This window comes from Veillonella sp. VA137, assembly GCF_003992015.1.
Classification (GTDB): Bacteria; Bacillota; Negativicutes; order Veillonellales; family Veillonellaceae; genus F0422.
On record NZ_RQVK01000004.1, the window covers coordinates 118,004 to 137,652 of the forward strand.

Below are 19,649 nucleotides of genomic sequence, written 5' to 3' on the forward strand. Positions count from 1 at the left end.
GCCTTTTCATATTACATTCGCTATTGATTAGCCTTGTAATTCGTCTTCAAAACCTTTTTGTAAACGAACATAAGATTGACGGCGTTCTTTAGCTAATTGTTTGTTGATTTCTAACAATTCTTTGCTCATTGCAGGAACTGCTTTACCCAAAGATGTGTAACGAACTTCTTTTCCTAAGAAGGAATCGAATAATTCGTAATCAGGTTCTTTGGAATCAAGGCTGAATGGGTTTTTGCCTTGTGCTTTTAATGCTGGGTTGTAACGGTATAGATCCCAGTAACCGGATGCAACAGCTTGTTTAGTTTCAGCTTGTGCATTACCCATACCACCTTTGATACCATGGTTGATACATGGAGCGTAAGCGATGATTAGGGATGGACCTGGATATGCTTCAGCTTCTGCCAATGCTTTCATCAATTGGTTCATGTCAGCACCCATACCAACTTGAGCCACATAGATGTTGCCATATGTCATAGCGATCATGCCAAGGTCTTTTTTGTTTGTACGTTTACCTTGCGCAGCGAATTGAGCAACTGCACCTACGCGAGTAGATTTAGATGCTTGACCGCCAGTGTTGGAGTATACTTCTGTATCGAATACGAATACGTTAACGTCTTCGCCGGAAGCCAATACATGGTCAAGACCACCGAAACCGATATCGTATGCCCAACCGTCACCACCGAAGATCCATTGGGAACGTTTTACAAGGTATTGTTTTTTAGCCAATACTTCTTTTACAGCTTCTGTTTGTTCTACTTTGGAAAGAGCATCGATTACTGCTTTAGCGCGGTCACGAGTACCTTCGCCTTGAAGACGTTTTTCTAACCATAAGTCAAGAACTTGTTTTGTTGCTTCATCAGCAGTTTCAGCGATGGAAGCTACAGTGTCAGCTAATTGTGTACGGATTTTTTCAGTACCGATGAACATACCGTAACCGAACTCAGCGTTATCCTCGAATAAGGAGTTAGCCCAAGCAGGACCTTGGCCTTGTTGGTTTTTAGTGTATGGAGATGCTGGCATAGATGCACCCCAGATAGAGGAACAACCTGTTGCATTGGCAATCATCATACGGTCACCAAACAATTGAGTAATCAATTTAGCGTATGGAGTTTCACCACAACCTGCGCAAGCGCCGGAGAACTCAAGCAATGGAGTTTTGAATTGGGAACCTTTAACAGTTTCTTGTTTCATTGGGTGAGATTTAGTTGGTAATGCTACACCATAATCCCAAGCTGGAGCAAATTCTAATTCGCCATCGATAGGGCGCATTTCAATTGCTTTTCCTTTAGGAGCTGGACAGATGTTTACGCAGTTACCGCAACCCAAGCAGTCTAATGGAGATACTGCAATACGGAATTGCAATTCGCCTTTTGTCATCATTTCTGGAATTGTTTCGAAGTTTTCTGGACCTGCTGCTGCTTCTTCTGCTGTCGCTAATACAGGACGGATAGTCGCATGTGGACATACGAAGGAACATTGGTTACATTGGATACAGTTTTCTTTGATCCAGTGAGGAACGAATAATGCGGCACCACGTTTTTCGAATGCTGCAGTACCAGAAGGTAATGTACCATCTTCATAACCTGTGAAAGCAGATACTGGTAAGTCATAACCAGCTTGTGCATTAACAGGTTTAGCAATGTTAGCTACATAACTTGGGCAAGTTGTGCAAGAAGATTTTTCGAAAGTATCTTCGGAGTCTTTTGCATCTTTCCATTCTGCTGGAACGTCTACTTTTACAAGAGCTCCTACACCTTGGTCAACGGCTTCGTTATTCATTGCAACAACGTCTGCACCTTTTTTACCATATGTTTTTTCAATGGAGTCTTTTAAATATTCTACTGCTTTGTCGATAGGAATGATTGTATCTTCAGTCAATTTGAAGAACGCAGCTTGTGTAACCATGTTGATACGGCCACCCAAACCAATTTCAGCTGCAATTTTCGCTGCATTGATGATGTAGAAGTTCAATTCTTTTTCAGCAATTGTACGGCGAAGTTTTGCAGGTAATTTTTCTGCTAATTCTTCTGGAGACCAAGTACAGTTCAATAAGAATGTACCGCCATGTTTAATACCACGAAGAAGATCATATTCATGTACATAAGATTGACGATGACAAGCGATAAATTCTGGTTCAGTTACCAAGTATGGTTTGTTGATTGGATTTTTACCAAAACGTAAGTGAGACATTGTCACACCACCAGATTTTTTGGAGTCATAGTCGAAGTATGCTTGTGCATACATATCTGTATGGTCACCGATGATTTTGATAGCAGATTTGTTAGCACCTACAGTTCCGTCAGAACCGAAGCCCCAGAATTTACATCCAGTCAAACCTTCAGTTTTTACGGATACGCCTTCAGCACGGTTTAAGGACAAGTTAGTTACATCGTCATTGATACCCAATGTGAAGAAACGTTTGCCAGCTTCTGCTAACATGTTATCATATACTGCTACAAGGTCAGCTGGGATTACGTCTTTAGAAGAAAGACCATAACGACCGCCGAATACTTTAGCATTGATATTGTGTTGAACAAGTGCTGCTTGAACGTCTAAGAATAAAGGTTCCGCTAATGCACCTGGCTCTTTTGTACGGTCTAATACTGCTACGCGTTCTACAGTTTTTGGAAGAGCCGCTACAAAACGATCTGTCGCGAATGGACGGAATAAGTGTACTTGTACGAAACCAACTTTACGGCCTTGTGCACGTAAGTAATCTACAGTTTCAGTAGCTACTTGTGCAGAGGAACCCATTGTTACGATTACGTCAGTTGCATCTTCAGCACCATAGTAGTTAAACAATTGGTAGTTACGACCAGTGATTTTGTTGATTTCATGCATGTAATGTTCTACTACATTTGGAACTTCTAAGTAGAATGGGTTAGAAGCTTCACGATGTTGGAAGTAGATATCAGGGTTTTCAGCAGTACCACGAGTTACAGGAGCATCTGGGTTCAACGCACGTTGACGGAATGCTTCTAAAGCGTCTTGGTCTACTAAAGGTTTTAATTCATCATATTCTAATACTTCGATTTTTTGGATTTCGTGAGAAGTACGGAAACCGTCGAAGAAGTTGATGAAAGGAACGCGAGTTTTTAACGCTGTTAAATGCGCAACTGGAGCAAGATCCATAACTTCTTGTACAGAGGATTCTGCTAACATAGCACAACCAGCAGCACGAGCTGCCATAACGTCTTGATGGTCACCAAAGATAGACAATGCTTGCGCTGCGATAGCACGAGCTGCTACGTGGAATACACCTGGAAGTAACTCACCAGACACTTTGTACAAGTTAGGTAACATTAATAATAGACCTTGAGAAGATGTGAACGTAGTTGTCAATGCGCCCGCTTGTAAAGAACCGTGAACTGCTGCTGCAGCGCCGGCTTCGGATTGCATTTCAACAACCTGTACAGTATGACCGAACAAGTTTTTACGACCTTGTCCTGCCCATTCATCCACATGTTCTGGCATTGGAGAAGATGGAGTGATAGGATAAATCGCTGCCACTTCAGAAAAACCATACGCTACGTGAGCTGCAGCTTGGTTGCCGTCCATAGTTTTCATTTTACGCATGTTAAAATAGCCTCCTTACAGCAAATAAAAATTAACACTTGTAGTTACATACAAAATAGGGGGATGTATATAGACTCTTAGCCAAGCACTCGCTGGCCGAATCTTCCCCTCTGAGTATCAAAATGTTTTTGAAATATGAATCGTTTATTTCTAAAAAGATTGCATATGTTGCAAAAATGTAATAATATATTAGTTATATAGTACCTCTTTGCAAATTTGTGAAGTAGCAACTCTACTTCGCAACAAATTGATATAGCCTTATGGTTTCATTATACATTGAGAACGATAACTTCGCAATACCATATAGACTATATGCATTGCTAATTATGCGATTATCAATTTACATTTATACATGCATTGTTGCTCAAATAGCATACTAAAAAAGAGGACTTTTGTTATTACCATATTTAAGAGGTGCATTATGGACTTTCATCACTTAAAATACTTCGTAGAAGTGGCGGATCAAAAAAGTTTCAGCAAGGCCGCAAGAAATCTTCACATTTCACAATCTGCTATCAGCCGTACTATAAAAGCTCTTGAAGATGAGCTAGGTGTGGTATTATTCATTCGTAATGCAAAATCCGTTGAAATGACTGACGGTGGCACCATCTTTTTAACCCATGCTAAACGGGTTGTGTTCATGTTTGAGCATTTAAAAATCGATTTCGAAAATGAATTCCGCCTAGAGCAAGGCTCTGTATTAATTGGATTACCACCAGTGACAGATGCTCCTATCTTTGCGCAATTATTAGGTGAGTTTAAACAAACCTACCCTCAAATCGAATTAGAACTTTATGAACATGGTTCTAAAAAAATAGAAATCTCTGTCCAAGAGGGTCTCATCGACGTGGGCATTATCTGTACTAAACCTAATGCGAAAGAATTTGATTCTTTCTATTTAACAAGTGACCCGCTTAGTGTTATCTTACCAAAAGATAATCCATTAGCCCAAGAAGACGCTATTTCTCTTGACCAATTAGCGGATCAATCTTTCGTATTACACAAAGATGATTTTAACTTACACGATGAAATTGTAAAATCTTGTAAGTCAGTAGGCTTCCAGCCACATATTGTGTTTGAAACTAGTCAACGTGATTTGATGTTACAAACCGTCGCTGCTCACTTAGCGATTGCTTTATTACCTAGCCGTCTATGCCCTACGGAAGACGAAAATACGAAAGTAGGATCTAGCGTTGTAGTACGTCCTTTAGTAAACCCTGAAATTATGCATACCTTACACGTGATTTGGAAAAAAGGACATTACCTATCTCATGCATCCCGCTTATGGTTAGACTTTGTGATGGCGCGTTTGCCATTAATCCCTGGCGACACCCATGAAGAAGCAGCTGAGTAATCTATTTCTAAAAGTAGGCACTCTCCTACGGAAGCCCCTGTTCTGGATTATCCTCTACGTACTAAGCAGTACCTATTGGATGATATCACAGCAACTAGAAATTGATGCTCTGAAAGAACGCATCGATACGGAGCACACCATGGAACATAGCGATACCTTTCACTATCGCTTGACCAACCTAGAAAACATCAGTAACTCGCACGGAGATCGACTAAAAGAACTGGAACGTGGCAGCTGGCAGCTCAAACGCTTTGCCAACCAACACCAGTTCCGCATCATGCAACTCGAATGGGAACACCCCAACATTGAGGCTCCAGAACCAAGTAAAGCAACACTAGTGAAAACACCATTCAAAGCAAACCCAACCAACGTCCCAGACGTTAAAAAATAAACAAAGGACTGTACCAAGTGCATCAGCACTGAGTACAGTCCTTTTTATATTCCATTCACTACTACATACTCCCTTGCGACGCATACCTCAGCACTTACTACATTTGAAAAGGAGGGATATGTGAGACACAAAAACAATTTGCGGCAGCATGTTTTTATGTCTCACATATCCCTCCTCTCTCTTTCGAGTATAAGTGCTTAGTGTATAAGGAGCATCCATTCGAGAAATGTACACAGCACATAAGCTATAATAAACTTCACTTTCTGTTTCCGATCCCGATCTTCATCAGCCACTTTCAACCGATGTGCCAAGAATCGTTTATCCCGTATTTGCATCAACATTTCCACGATGTGCTCTTGTCGTTTCATAACGTTTTTATCATTCTCTAGGGCCTGCTTTTGCATCGCAATGCGTCGTTGTAATCGTCGCATCTGTATCTTAATATTATTGCTCACAAATACAGATTGCCATTTTTTCCTCGTTTCAAAATACATATAAATGTACCGAGGAATATTCATGACGATAAAACTGAATAGCAAAATACTTAAGGAAATAAAGAAATACGTAGAAAAAGAAAAATCCTGTAATTCTTCATGTGGTAAGTAATGGTTCAAGATAATAAAACTTACCCATACACCAATTGGCATTAATAAAGCGGCCGCCATATCTATAGACCGAACCCAGTTCGTTTTGACCGGCATTTCCGGAGCTGAATAGGTTTCTAGCTTCTGATGGAATGCATAGTACTCCACTTGCAATACAGATTGTCCCGATTTGATAGCTGTTAATAGCACTGGTCCCACACTTTCCTTTGGTCGTTGTGGCCAAGGAATGAACTCTCGTACTGGGCTATTCGGTGACAAATCAAACCGAATAATGCCTTTCTTTTCTAAGCGCATAGATGACGTATCATTACCGATACTGAAAGGATTAAAGAACATCCCCAATACATGCAAACTCCAATTTCCCAAAATATGAGTAATGATATTTAAGAATAAGCCCCCCATATCCACGTTAGCCACATCTAATTTTAGCTGAATGGTGGATGTATAATCATCAAACCAAATATCATCAATATCAAATTCTACATTGATAACATTCCCCAATTTCGTGATAACATTCATGAATACCTTATTATTTGGTTCAAACTCAAAGATAATAGAATGAAAAAACCAATGATTACGCACCACAGATCGCATCTTGTGGTTCACCGCTTCTTCCTCAATGGATAGCATACGATGATCATACAATGTATTTCCATCTTCTAGTTGCTCTAGTAAACGTGGGGCTTCTATATGTGTTTGTGTAGTTACAGCATTGGCTAATTTCAACAGCTTTGTAACTAATTGTCCCATATATATCTCCTATCTAGTAGGTTATTCGAATCTAAGTGATATACTTTCATAATTTAACACAATTATATCATAGTCCCCCTACAAATGAAAGAAAAGCCCCACCTATACTAAATTCGCTCCATACTCAATCGATGGTATTCGTAGAATCTACCTTGTAAAGCTAATAAACTTTCATAGGTTCCACTTTCTACAATGTGGCCCTGTTCTAAGAACAAGATACGATCCATTTCATGCAATTGTTCAATATGGTGTGTAATGTATAAAACAGTTTTTCCTTGGAACAAGGTACTCAACTGATCTTGTACCAAGTGTCGTGTAACTTGGTCTAATCCTTCTAGTGGCTCATCCAAGAGCAGAATCTCTGCATCACGTAAATACAAGCGCGACATACCGAGCCGTTGTCGTTGTCCACCACTAAGGCCCATGCCCCCTTGACCGACCATGGTGCGCAAACCTTTTGGCAACGTCCGTACCCAGTCTGCCAGTTGTACCGCTTCTATGGCTTGCCAAATGTTCTCATCCGTTGCACTCGGCTTAGCCAATCGAATATTATCGCCTATGGTCGCATGGAATACATAGATATCTTGAGTTGCATATGCCATATAAGATTGTAATTGTTCCTCTGAAAGCATCTTTGTATCGACTCCATCAATAGAGATAGTACCACTGTATGTATACCATCCTTGCAACAGTGCAAATAAAGTACTTTTACCAGATCCACTAGGACCTACAATCGCTACTTTCTCACCTTTTTGAATTGACAAGTCTAATCTATCGTAGATAGGTAGAACGTCATAGGTGAAGCATAGCGATTGTATACGAATCATAGGGGATACATCGTGTGAACTGTCATTATCAACGTATTCCCCCAAGCCTCTACTACTATAATTACTTACACGATCTACTGATTGTATCTGTTGGTTTCCTTGACCGTCTAGAGCTTCTAATCGCTCCATGGCTAAAGCACTTTCATACCCATGCAAAGATGCTTCTGTCATAGGTTGCAATACTTCAAAGTAGGACTGTAATCCAATAGCGAGCACTGCCACCCATAGTGGTCCGTAAGAGCTTTCATCGATGACCCAGGCTCCAACGACCACCCCCACTAGTAATGCTGATTGAGCTAAGCCCAGTAGGATAGTCTGGTTCCAGCGAACACCACGATTCCATAGACTTTGCCAACCATCATAAGCGCTAAAGGATGCTTTCATAGACTGTACAAACTTTGTTTCTTGATGGCTCATAATGATATCTACTACGCCATGCACAGATTCGATGAATTCCTCTTTCATCAGCCCTCTCGTGTGTAGGCGCATAGGTGGAACTTGTCGCAAGACATAGGTAATGATGATTGGCAATATAATACCTACAATAATACTGTACAGTGCAATCACTATCGTAACTATAGGATGCAATTGGTATCCAATACTACATCCTACTACTGTAATACCAATGAAAGACAAACTCGGTACTAGGGTGCGCAAATAAAAGAACTGTAATGTCTCAATATCTGCCATAATTCGTCCTAGTAGGTCGCCCATTTTCATTGATTGAAAGAGGCGTGGCACCAATGGTTCTAACCGTTTAAAGAAGGCGATACGTAGTTTATACAAGCCTTGAAAGGCCATCGAATGGGACACATAGCGTTCCCCATAGCGACAGATGGCACGGCCAATCCCAAAGAATCGTACTCCTACAATAGCCAAGCTAAGAACTACTAATATAGGATGCTCCGAAGCTTTCGTTATGAGCCATGTAGACGTAGTCAGTAATCCAATATTCATGAGCACCGTGCCCATGGCAAGCATAGCACTGCCCACTAACAAGACTCTATGTTGAGATAGCAAGTTCCATAACGATACTAGTCCACGGCGTATATCCGGTTTCTTTACAGATTCCCTTACTTCATTTTGCCGTTTATCATCATTTACTGCACTTGGCTCTATCGCAGTACGAGTCATGGTGTCATAGTCCATCACGTATGTCCCAGGGGTTTCCTCTTGTGCCATCGTTTTAGCGTTTATTCTAGTATCTTCCTTAACATGTAATACATCTAATTGGTATAGATTGGCTAGATCGGATTGAGTCTTCCTATCTTGGGATTCAGCATTAGTATTATGCGTTGTTTCTAAAACTTGGTTCACACATATAGAATCGTCGCTCTTCGCCATTACTTTCCGCATCACAGGATTACTATAGGTATTCACTAAAGACGCAAAATATCCATTTTGTGTTACTAAATCCGTATAACTGCCGGATTCAACTAGTCTTCCTGCTTGCATCACAAATAACGTATCCACATACTTCATAGTTTGCACTCGATGGCCCACATAGAGAACGATTTTATCTTGACCATACTCACGCAATACCTGCATAATCAAATTTTCCGTTTCCACATCTAAATGGGCCGTCACTTCATCGAGGATAAGGATTTGTGCTGGTCGCAACAAGGTCCGTCCTAAAGCTAATCGTTGGCGTTGTCCGCCAGATAATCCGTACCCACCTTCTCCAATCACCGTATCTAACCTCAATGGCAAGGCACTCACAAAATCAGCTAATTGCACTTGTTGCAGTACTTCCCACAACGTTTCGTCAGTTACCTTTAACCCAAATTGTAAGTTTTCCCGTAAAGTACCACTCATAATATATGGGGTTTGACTGAGATAAGCAATCTGCTCGTGGTACCACTGGCTGTCTAAAGTTTGTAAATCATAACCATCCACCGTGACTTGCCCCTTAGTAGGCGTCAATAATTGCATGAGCACATTGGATATAGTGGTTTTGCCCGCTCCGCTTTCACCAACTAGCATATAGGAATGCCCACGTTTCAATACACCTGTGAAAGTCTCTAACCCCACATGATCTTCCTCATATTCGTACGCCACATCACGGAACTCTATGGTTTGCATCGGTCCCTTAAGTGTTTCTTGACCTGTACGAACTACTTCTATACCAGATGTTAGATACTCTTGCACTGCTGTCAAACTCACCTTACCGGACAAACCTGTATGAAACGCAGCACCTAGTTGTCGTAGAGGCGCATAGAAATCTGGTGCCAGTAGCAAAATAAAGAAAGCCGGCAAAAACTCTACTTCCCCATACACTAAGGACACCCCTAGGTAAACGGCAATCATGGCTGTACTAATGGTACCAATCAATTCCAATACTAAGGCAGATAAGAAAGCGATACGCAATACCTTTAATGTGGCATCGCGAAATTCACCAGATAAACAGCCTATAACATGAACCTGTTCTTTGGCGCGACCAAACACTTTCAGAGTCGTCAACCCTTGCAATACATCAAGAAAATGTCCACCTAAGAATTGCATTCGTTCCCATTGTTGTTTGTTTAATTTGTCCGCTTGTTTACCGATAAGAATCATAAAGAAAGGAATCAAAGGATAGGTCATCAATAAAATCCATCCAATCCAAGATACAGAATCGATGATGGCTATGGATATCATAAGCGGGATTAATACAGCATAAAGAGCTTGTGGAATATATTGGCTCATATAGGCATCTACATGGTCTAATCCATCTGTCAAAATATGGGTAACAGATCCAGCACTTTCAGATTGACGGACACCTTGGGCAATCATATGATGTAACACTCGATTTCGTAGGTCCTCATGAACGGCACTGGCAATATGGTCTCTTAGCCACTGTTCTCCATGAGAACATACCATACGCATACTAATCATGGCTCCTAATACAGCCATAGTACCATAGGGTAGGCTTTCACCTTGTACTACCAAGCTATCAATGATCCGAGCAAAGGCATAGGCTTGTCCTAAGGTCGCTATCGTACCAAGTAAGGTCAGCAACAATAGCCCTCCATAGGAACGAGGGTGCAATTTTACTAATTGCCACGCAAAGGGATGAAACATAAGACCTCCTTTCAGAATCGTTATATATTGATCCCTATTCTATACAACAAAAGGGACGTGAAATCACGCCCCTTTCAAAGCCACTATAGATTAATAGTGTAAGTCATCTTGTGATACACGATGACGGAAATAGTAGTACGCCCATGCTTGGTACACTAATACGATAGGTACGAAGATGCATGCTACGATTGTCATCAATGTTAATGTGTATGTAGAAGATGCTGCATTCATGATTGTTAAGCTGTACGCTGGATCAATGCTAGATACCATAATGCGAGGGAATAATCCTGCAAAGTAAGCTAGTGTAACAAATAGAATTGTTAATGCACTGAACACGAAACCTTTACCAGTTTGGCGCGTACGTGTAAAGCCCCAAGATACTAAGAAGCTTACAATAGCTAATGCAAAGGCTACCGTAGCTAATGTGCTATTGAATAAGTCAGTGTACACATAGGTAGCACCTACTAATACCAACGCACCTACAGCCGTGATCACACCTTCTACTAAGGCTGCTGCACGAGCACGTTCAGAGATTTCCCCTGTTGTTTTTAAGGAAGCATATAACGCACCATGGTACAAGAATACACATACAAAAGCAACGCCACAAAGGATTGTATATACACTCAACAAATCTAAGAAACCACCTACATAGTTCATGTGTTTATCAATTGGTGTACCTTGGATTAAATTACCTACTGTCACACCCCAAAGAAGTGCAGGGATAGCAGATCCAAAGAAAATGCACCAGTCGAAAGCACTACGCCATGTTGGGCTTTTATCTTTACTACGGAAGTCGAAGGACACACCACGAGCAATCAAAGCTGCTAACATCAAGAATAATGCCAAGTAGAACCCACTAAATAGTGTAGCATACACTTGCGGGAAGGATGCGAACATAGCACCACCAGCAGTCAACATCCATACTTGGTTACCGTCCCATACAGGTCCGATCGTATTGATTAATTGACGACGTTCACGGTCTGTTTTACCCAAAAATGGAAGCCACATACCTACGCCATAGTCAAGGCCTTCTAAAATGAAAAATCCTGTAAATAGTACACCTACTAAGATGAACCAAATTAATTCTAAGTTATTTGTAATTATTTCCATAATGTAGCCTCCTCTTGTTCAACCACATCATGAGCTGGGTTACCAGCTGGTCCCGCTTGAATATGTTTTACTGCTAAGTAAATCGCAGCAATTGCCATCACTACGTATACAGCTGTGAAACCGATGATTGTTGTCCAGATTTCTGGCGCTGTTACGACTTTGGATGCACCATCAGCCGTTTTTTGCAAACCATATACAAGCCATGGTTGACGACCCGCTTCTGCTACATACCAACCTGTGGAGTTCGCAATAAATGGAAGGGCTAATAAGTGATAGATACTTTTTAGAGCCACTCTATTGTTAAGTAATTTACCTTTCACATGTAAATAGTATCCCACAATAGATGTCACTAACATAATAATACCTGCTAAAATCATCACACGGAAGGACCAGAACATAGATGTTACATGTGGCACATAATCACCAGCACCATGTTTTAGTTCCGCTTCTTTTTGAAGGTCATTGATACCTTTCACTTCCCCTTTGAAAGAGTCATGAACTACGAAAGATAAGGCGCCTGGAATACCGATTTCAAAGCTATTCTTTTTGCCTTCTTGGTCAATACCTGCTGCAATAGCAAATGGAGCTGGATCATGTGTTTCCCACAATGCTTCAAAAGCTGCTACTTTCATTGGTTGTAATTTGGCTACTGTTTGACCTTGGAAGTGACCAGCACCACCTACTAATAAGCCGCCAATCACAGCAGCGCCTAAACCAAATTTAATGGATTTAGAATAGAACTCTACGTGATTATTTTTCAATAAATGCCATGCACTAACAGAAGCAATGATAACACCTGCTGTTAAGATACCATCTGTAAAGATGTGTAAATATTGGCCTGGTAAGTATCCATTTTGTAAGATTGCTGCAAAAGAATCCATTTCTGCACGACCATTACGAAGTACATAACCTACTGGATGTTGCATGAATGAGTTCGCTACTAAAATCCAAAATGCTGATAAATTACTACCAATCGCTACTAGCACAGCTACAAATGCGTGTGCTTTAGGGGACATTTTATCCCAACCAAAAATCCAAGCCCCCATAAAGGTAGACTCTAAGAAAAATGCTGTTAAGGCTTCTAACGCCAAAGGAGCTCCGAAAATATCCCCCATGAAGCGTGAGTATTCTGCCCAGTTCATTCCAAAATGGAACTCTTGAACGATACCTGTTACAACACCCATTGCAAAGTTAATTAGGAATAATTTACCCCAAAACTTTGCCATTTTTTTGTACACTTCGTTTTTCGTACGTGCATAAGTAATTTCAAGTATTGCTACCAATACTGTCATACCTAGCGTGAACGGTACGAAGAGCCAATGATAGATCGTAGTCAACGCAAATTGAAAACGAGCTAACAAGACTGCATCCATCATGCCAATTCCTCCTCACTTGAATATACATTTAGACCACATGGTGCATTGATATATGAATCGAACGCTCACGTTTCGCTAACGTTTCGAAATCAACCTTTTTTAATTCTTCTATTAAGCTTGCTTGAATTTTACCAACTGCTTCTTGTACTGCACATTGACCATGACAACCTCTAGAACAGCTTTCCGCATCATATAAACAATGCTGTAAGTAAGTGTCTCCTTCTACTGCGGTTACCACATCATATAAACTAATATCTTTTGGTTTTTTAGCCAAGGTGAATCCACCATCTACGCCACGATAGGAATGTAATAATTTAGCATTGACCAAATAGCGCATAATTTTTAATAAAAATCGTTCAGGAATCTTACTTGTTTTTGCTAATTCTGCCCCAACCTTTCGAGTACCGAATGGTAATGTAGACATGTATAAGATAATTCGAAATGCATAGTCTGTTGCCTGATTAAATTTCAATGGTATCTCCCTTATTGAATCTATACTAAACTGTGTATGTATGGGCATTAAAAGTACACCCTTACAGTATACTTTAAAAATATAAAAAATGCTCGAGTGCATACGCCTTCGAGCATCTCTTACCTTTATTATAAGAAATTATTGAGAATGTTGCAATACATTTCTTCATAATTTCTTCATTTTTTATACATGTGCCAACGCATCAATAATCACATATGCCAAAGCTGATACACCGGCAGATAATGGTATCGTAATAAACCAAGCAAATACCATGGAGCGTGCTGTACTCCAGTTCACTGCTTTGACGCGCATTGCTGTGCCTACACCCATGATGGATCCACTCACAACGTGTGTCGTAGATACTGGCAAGTGTAATAAAGTAGCTGTAAAAATAGTTATGGCAGAGTTCAAATCTGCTGCAAATCCATTGATACTTTCCAACTTAAAAATCTTACTACCTACAGTAGCAATAATTTTCCATCCCCCTGCTGCTGTACCTAGAGCCATTGCTGTCGCACAGGCAATTTTCACCCAAATAGGTACGTCTAAGGTTTGTAAGTGACCACTAGCTACTAAGGTTAAAGTAATGATTCCCATCGCTTTTTGTGCATCATTGGAACCGTGCGAGAATGACATAAGTGCCGCAGACACTAGTTGCATATTCCGGAATCGATCATTTAAGATAATTGGCGAAAATCGTCCAAATAGAATCAGCAGTATTTTCATCACAATATAGCCTAATACTAGCGCTAGAATGGGAGATGCTACCAAAGAAATAAAAATCTTTCCAATCCCACCAGCTTGCAACGCTTCAGGGCCTACAGAAATCAGTACAGCACCAATGATACCACCGATTAATGCATGGGATGAAGAACTTGGAATTCCATACCACCAAGTTAAAAGATTCCAAAAGATAGCCCCTACAAGAGAAGCCACTATAATTTCGCCATTAATCATCTCAGGAGCTGTAACGATATCGCCACCAATTGTTTTAGCCACACCTGTACTCACCATGGCACCTAAAAAGTTTAAGGTTGCCGCCATCATAACAGCTGTTTTCGGTGCAATCGCTCTCGTCGATACAGACGTAGCAATAGCATTAGCCGTATCATGGAATCCATTTATATAGTCAAAGGCCAACGCGAGCAAAACGACGGCCCATATCACCCAACCATCAAGCATACTTTAATACTACCCGGCGGAATGTTCCTACCAAAGTCTCAGAGCCATCGATAACTTCTTCCATGGAGCTAAGAATTTCCTTCCACTTAATGATTTCAATAGGATCACTGCACTCTGTAAAAAGTTTCGCCATTTCCACATGATAAATATCATCTGCCTCTGCTTCTAGACGCAACACCTCTAATGCGCGACCTTCTACTTTCAAATAGTTTTTCTTTAAACTTCCCATATAAGAAATAGATTTTTTAATGTGCTTACAACATTTTGCCACAATCTCTGCCATACGGATAGCTCCGCTAGTTGGCTCACTTTGCACTTGATACATCACCATTTTATCCATAATTTCTTTGATGTTATCAATGGTATTATCTAATTGATCAATCAATAGTTGGATATCTTCACGGTCCATTGGTGTAATAAATGTTTTACGCAAACGGTCCATCGTAGCCGCCACCAATTCATCAGCTTCGTGTTCTTTTTGTTCAATTTGACGAAGTGCTTCTTTCTTTTCCACTTCTCCTTCAAACACTTCTTGCATCAACTGCGCCGCCTCATGACAAAGCTCTGCATGCTCATTCAGCATACTGAAAAACTTTTCTTCTTTTCCTTTTAAATTGAAAGCCATTACATCCTCCAATAACTTACTATGTGATTTACATATACTCATTATAGCACGTTACCAATCACTTGTGCACGCAAAATACAAAAGAGCCTATGCATTTTTTAGTTTCTACTTTGCATCTTTTACTAAAAGTGCATTCTATGACTGATTCGCTTCTATTTATATGTCATTACAATGCATCATAAATCTACTAACTATTTACAAGTATCACATTTTAGTCTGTAAAAAGCAAAAATATAGCTATCTCAGTACTATGAATACATAGTTACAAAAGATAGCTATCTCCAATCTACTATTTAATTAGTTCTCGCTTTAGATGTTTTACTTCAGGTAAAATTAATTCTTTCATGGCTAAGGTAACAGCGCCCACAGAACCTGGGATAGCAAATAAAATCGTATGATCTTTTACGCCCGCAATGGCGCGAGATGCTAACGCTTTTGTACCAATATCATCACGATAGCTTAAGAAACGAAATAACTCACCAAAGCCCGGAATCTCCTTATCTAATAGAGGCTGCACTGCCTCTATAGATACATCACGTTTGGCAATTCCTGTACCCCCAGTACTGATAATAATATCTGCAACACCTACACTGTCCTCATATGTCCAAGCACGAACATCATTACCTGTAGATTCCGTCAATGCTTGAACATCTCCACCATAATTGCCAGTGAAAGCCTTATGAATGGCCCCTTGAATCTCTTCGATTGTATCTGTCACAATCTGACGAGATACCACAACAAAACCAGCCTCACGAGCTAACTCCTCAACACGAGCTCCACCTTTATCAGTTTCCTTTGTTCTTGTATCAGACACAGTAATAACCGCTACTGTCAACGGACGATCTGTAAATTCCATCATTGCCATATGACGATTCCTTTCTTTAGAGTTAATACTATATACTACAACGGTCGTAAAACCAGTAACTTTAATAGGTAACCTTGTCATTCATACTAGAGAGCGCTCTCATATAAACTTTCGTAAAGTTTACTATACCAAATTCTAGAGCATATACAACTCCAAATTAGATCTACTAAGATATAGTTTTACTCATACACTGCTCATTAAAACGTGTATCATTAAAACTTTACACACCATAGACATCCTCTTAATGCAAGACACCATGTATTCGTAAACAGCTAAGTTCTACCTATATGTATAGTAACATACCTCCTATAGTAACTCTATAACAAATGTTAATAACTGAAAAATTCTTTTACTTCTTTTAATTGTCCTTTTGTGCAAGAAACATATAGTTCGTCTCCACACTGTAACACGGTTGTCGCAACAGGCACAATCGGTTGCCCTCCTCGGTCAATGCTTACGATGATGGCTCCCCTCGGTAGCTCAATATCTTTCAACATCATATCTACATAAGGACACACCACTGACAAACGAGTTTGGAAAAATGTTTGTTCCTCCTCTGCGCCTACCAAACCTTGGCTCATCCGAAGTAACAGATTATCGTAGATTGGCAATTCTTTCATAAATTCTGCTGTTAAGTAGGCAACGATTGCCACCGTTCCTACTTGGTATATACTGTGAAAGCTATTTGTCATTTCTAGAACAAGTAAAATCGCTAATAAAGGTGTTCTCATAGAGGCAGCTAACATGCCTGCCATACCGCAAATAATGAAACTACCACCGAAAGCATTAGGGAGCATATGTAATTCTACCAATATACTATGTACCAACGCTCCCACTGCCGATCCAATCACCACCATAGGGAGGAAGATACCTCCTTGTGCACCATTACCATAGCATATTGAAGTTAAGATAATCTTGCCTATAACAATATATAATAGCAGCTGAAAGCTCTGTTGATGGTCAACCATCATGGTCACCACATCATTACCACCACCCAGTAGTAATTGTGAATCCAGGCCTAATAGCGTCACCCCTAGGAATGTGAGTGAAATTTTCCACCCTCTAGAAATCGAAAGTTTATCATATACCGATTTGACGCCCACAATCATACGATTGAAAAAGATCCCGAAGAAACCTACCCCAACACCTAATATAAGGAGTGTAGCGAAATACTCAATAGGGATACTTTCCATTACAGAAAATCCCAATGACGGAGTTAGTCCAAATACTAAAGAAGTAACTAAATTCGCCGAAATAGTAGCAGAAAATGTAGGAATCACAAGTTTAGGATAAAAACTTTTATGAACTTCTTCAAACACAAAAATAGCACCCGATACTGGTGCACTAAAGGCAGCCGTCAATCCCGCAGCTGCTCCGGCAGATGTTAAGATTCTCTCTTCCCGTAAAGAGCTACCAAACCAGTTAGACAGTAACTTACCGGTTGCACCGCCAAGCTGTACAGATGGTCCTTCACGTCCTACAGAGAATCCAACAATGCCTGTGAAAGCCCCACCAAAGAACTTAGATACTAATGTAGGAAAGGGGTTCATGTTAAAGATACCTTTCATTTCTCCTTCAATTTGAGGAATCCCCGAACCACCTGATAAAGGTGCCCATTTTAATAGTAAATGACAACACCAGCCTAAGATCATCATAATGATGGTCCATAATATAATTTGCTCCATTGTTGCGGTAGCCATAAACTCATGTCTAAAATCATTGCCCCAGTGAATTATATATCTGAAAGCAGAGCCAATCGTACCTGCCACTATTCCAATAAGAATACCTTTTACAATTAATAAAAGAAACTCCTCCCTGTCAAAGGTATTAAAAAATTCTATCTTAGGTCTTTTGAAAATATTATTTCGTTTATTATGTATCATACTATCACCTTAGTTATCTTAATAATAGGTATAGTATACAAGGTTACAGTTGATTTGTCATTATGTAAAATTATCAATATCCTAATATAAAAGTCAGAATGATTAAGATCTTACTCCTTAATCATTCTGACTTAGTATTAATAGTTAATTTAGATAGATATATAATCTCATTATTTTTTCAATGCATCGATAATTTTTTCTGTATTTTTATCAGCATTATCCATTAATTTCATATTTTGTTCTCTTACATTAGTGTCTGAAAGGTGTCCTGTAATTAATAAATTAATATAGTCTTTACATTCAATAGCTTTAGCTTTCTCAAAAATGACAAATGAAATAACAGTAACAGCACCGGATGTAGAATTTACAAGCAGAATTGTCTCAAAAGAACTTAGAATCGTTAATATTGCGTAAATACTAATAACAATACCATAAAAAGTATTATCCCCAAGCATTCCTAATCCCAATAAAAGAAAAAATATTCCCCATAATAGAGATTTAAAATTTAGTTTAAAGCTATCATCTACACTAGAAATCTGATTTACAGGTAAACTTCGGCTAGCCTTACCAAGAGGGATTACAGTCAACATTTTGTTTTAATTGTATTTATAGAGGATATTGTAGTAGAATTTTCTAATGACTATCGATAGTTTTCTCCTAAATTGGGGAGACTTAGTTTGTAGATATATCTTTGTCATTTGCAACTTCCTATTTGTTCCTAGCTGTGGATTTTGTGCGCCCCTTTGGGGCTTCAAAATCTTACGCCAGGAGCTCCCCGATTCACACACTTTCATGCGTCGCTTCGCTCCTTTAAAAGTGGTTCACTGGGGATCCCAGGCCTATTGCATTCTTCCATAGATATTACTTAATTAATCTGGCTAGAAACGGCCAGACCAAAATAATATATTATATGAGAAAATAAAAAAGACGCCTTTCGGCGTCTTCTTTATTTTCTTAATCAGCGACTTCCTATTTGTTCCTAGCTGTAGGTTTTATACGCCCCTTCGGGGCTTTAAAACCTTACGCTAGGAACTAAGCGATGCTCTATGATTTATGCGTCGCTTCTTCTTTTTTTACCTTTTTACATTTTCCTTTTCCTACTTTGTTCCTAGCTGTGGATTTTGTGCGCCCCTTTGGGGCTTCAAAATCTTACGCTAGGAACTAAGCGATGCTCTATGATTTATGCGTCGCTTCTTCTTTTTTTACCTTTTTACATTTTCCTTTTCCTACTTTGTTCCTAGCTGTGGATTTTGTGCGCCCCTTTGGGGCTTCAAAATCTTACGCTAGGAACTAAGCGATGCTCTATGATTTATGCGTCGCTTCGCTCCTTTAAATCATGAGCCCTGCTTATCCCAGGCCTTATCATATATAACTTAGTTACTACTTGATTAATCTGGCTGGAAACGGCCAGATGAAAAGAGTATATTGCATTAGAAAACAAAAAGAGACACCTTACGGTGTCTCTTTTTCTTTTCTTAATCAGCAACTTCCTATCCTTCCAGGCCGTTTCCAGCCAAGTACTTTCGGCGTTTACGAGCTTAACTACTGTGTTCGGGATGGGAACAGGTGGTTC

At 39.8% G+C, this 19,649-nt stretch carries 13 protein-coding genes and 1 rRNA gene; 2 read left to right on the forward strand and 12 right to left on the reverse strand.

Features of this window, described 5'->3' with window-relative positions; translation table 11 throughout:
* Positions 1 to 27 precede the first annotated feature (27 nt).
* The gene (nifJ, locus tag EO116_RS03140; RefSeq protein ID WP_127160583.1) at positions 28 to 3,576 is read right to left on the reverse strand and encodes a pyruvate:ferredoxin (flavodoxin) oxidoreductase; all 3,549 of its coding nucleotides are present in this window, start codon (positions 3,574 to 3,576) and stop codon (positions 28 to 30) included.
* 421 nt (positions 3,577 to 3,997) lie between these two features.
* Here nifJ and EO116_RS03145 point away from each other — a divergent pair, with 421 nt between their 5' ends.
* Together EO116_RS03145 and EO116_RS08425 are read left to right on the forward strand one after the other, a co-directional pair.
* Positions 3,998 to 4,930, forward strand: coding sequence for a LysR family transcriptional regulator (locus tag EO116_RS03145; protein WP_127160584.1), 933 nt, complete (start codon positions 3,998 to 4,000; stop codon positions 4,928 to 4,930).
* 139 nt (positions 4,931 to 5,069) lie between these two features.
* Positions 5,070 to 5,321, forward strand: a complete 252-nt coding sequence (locus EO116_RS08425) for a hypothetical protein (protein ID WP_164726048.1) — start codon at positions 5,070 to 5,072, stop codon at positions 5,319 to 5,321.
* 197 nt (positions 5,322 to 5,518) lie between these two features.
* Here EO116_RS08425 and EO116_RS03155 read toward each other — a convergent pair whose 3' ends face one another.
* From EO116_RS03155 to rrf, 11 genes are all read right to left on the reverse strand, one after another.
* The gene (locus EO116_RS03155) at positions 5,519 to 6,676 is read right to left on the reverse strand and encodes a hypothetical protein (RefSeq protein WP_127160586.1); all 1,158 of its coding nucleotides are present in this window, start codon (positions 6,674 to 6,676) and stop codon (positions 5,519 to 5,521) included.
* A 107-nt stretch (positions 6,677 to 6,783) separates the two neighbouring features.
* A complete protein-coding gene (gene cydD, locus EO116_RS03160) occupies positions 6,784 to 10,563 on the reverse strand; it encodes a thiol reductant ABC exporter subunit CydD (RefSeq protein WP_127160587.1) in 3,780 nt (1,259 codons plus the stop codon).
* 90 nt (positions 10,564 to 10,653) lie between these two features.
* Positions 10,654 to 11,673 (reverse strand): cytochrome d ubiquinol oxidase subunit II, encoded by a 1,020-nt coding sequence (gene cydB, locus EO116_RS03165; RefSeq protein WP_127160588.1) that lies wholly within the window; start codon positions 11,671 to 11,673, stop codon positions 10,654 to 10,656.
* Positions 11,664 to 13,049, reverse strand: coding sequence for a cytochrome ubiquinol oxidase subunit I (locus EO116_RS03170; protein ID WP_127160589.1), 1,386 nt, complete (start codon positions 13,047 to 13,049; stop codon positions 11,664 to 11,666). Before EO116_RS03170 ends, cydB begins: the two co-directional genes overlap by 10 nt.
* A 28-nt stretch (positions 13,050 to 13,077) precedes the next feature.
* Complete coding sequence (locus EO116_RS03175) at positions 13,078 to 13,521, reverse strand: Rrf2 family transcriptional regulator (RefSeq protein ID WP_127160590.1); 444 nt, start codon at positions 13,519 to 13,521, stop codon at positions 13,078 to 13,080.
* A gap of 183 nt (positions 13,522 to 13,704) precedes the next feature.
* Positions 13,705 to 14,703 carry an inorganic phosphate transporter gene (locus tag EO116_RS03180; protein WP_127160591.1) on the reverse strand — a complete coding sequence of 333 codons (999 nt, stop codon included), beginning with the start codon at positions 14,701 to 14,703 and terminating at the stop codon, positions 13,705 to 13,707.
* On the reverse strand, positions 14,696 to 15,328 hold the full coding sequence (locus EO116_RS03185) for a DUF47 domain-containing protein (protein WP_127160592.1): 633 nt from the start codon (positions 15,326 to 15,328) through the stop codon (positions 14,696 to 14,698). Before EO116_RS03185 ends, EO116_RS03180 begins: the two co-directional genes overlap by 8 nt.
* Positions 15,329 to 15,617: 289 nt before the next feature.
* A complete protein-coding gene (locus EO116_RS03190; RefSeq protein WP_127160599.1) occupies positions 15,618 to 16,193 on the reverse strand; it encodes a molybdenum cofactor biosynthesis protein B in 576 nt (191 codons plus the stop codon).
* Between the two features lie 329 nt (positions 16,194 to 16,522).
* Positions 16,523 to 18,076: a ClC family H(+)/Cl(-) exchange transporter gene (locus tag EO116_RS03195; protein WP_127160593.1), complete on the reverse strand. Its 1,554-nt coding sequence runs from the start codon at positions 18,074 to 18,076 to the stop codon at positions 16,523 to 16,525.
* 170 nt (positions 18,077 to 18,246) lie between these two features.
* A complete protein-coding gene (locus EO116_RS03200) occupies positions 18,247 to 18,666 on the reverse strand; it encodes a hypothetical protein (RefSeq protein ID WP_127160594.1) in 420 nt (139 codons plus the stop codon).
* A gap of 887 nt (positions 18,667 to 19,553) precedes the next feature.
* A 5S ribosomal RNA gene (rrf, locus tag EO116_RS03205) occupies positions 19,554 to 19,649 on the reverse strand; the annotation flags it as partial.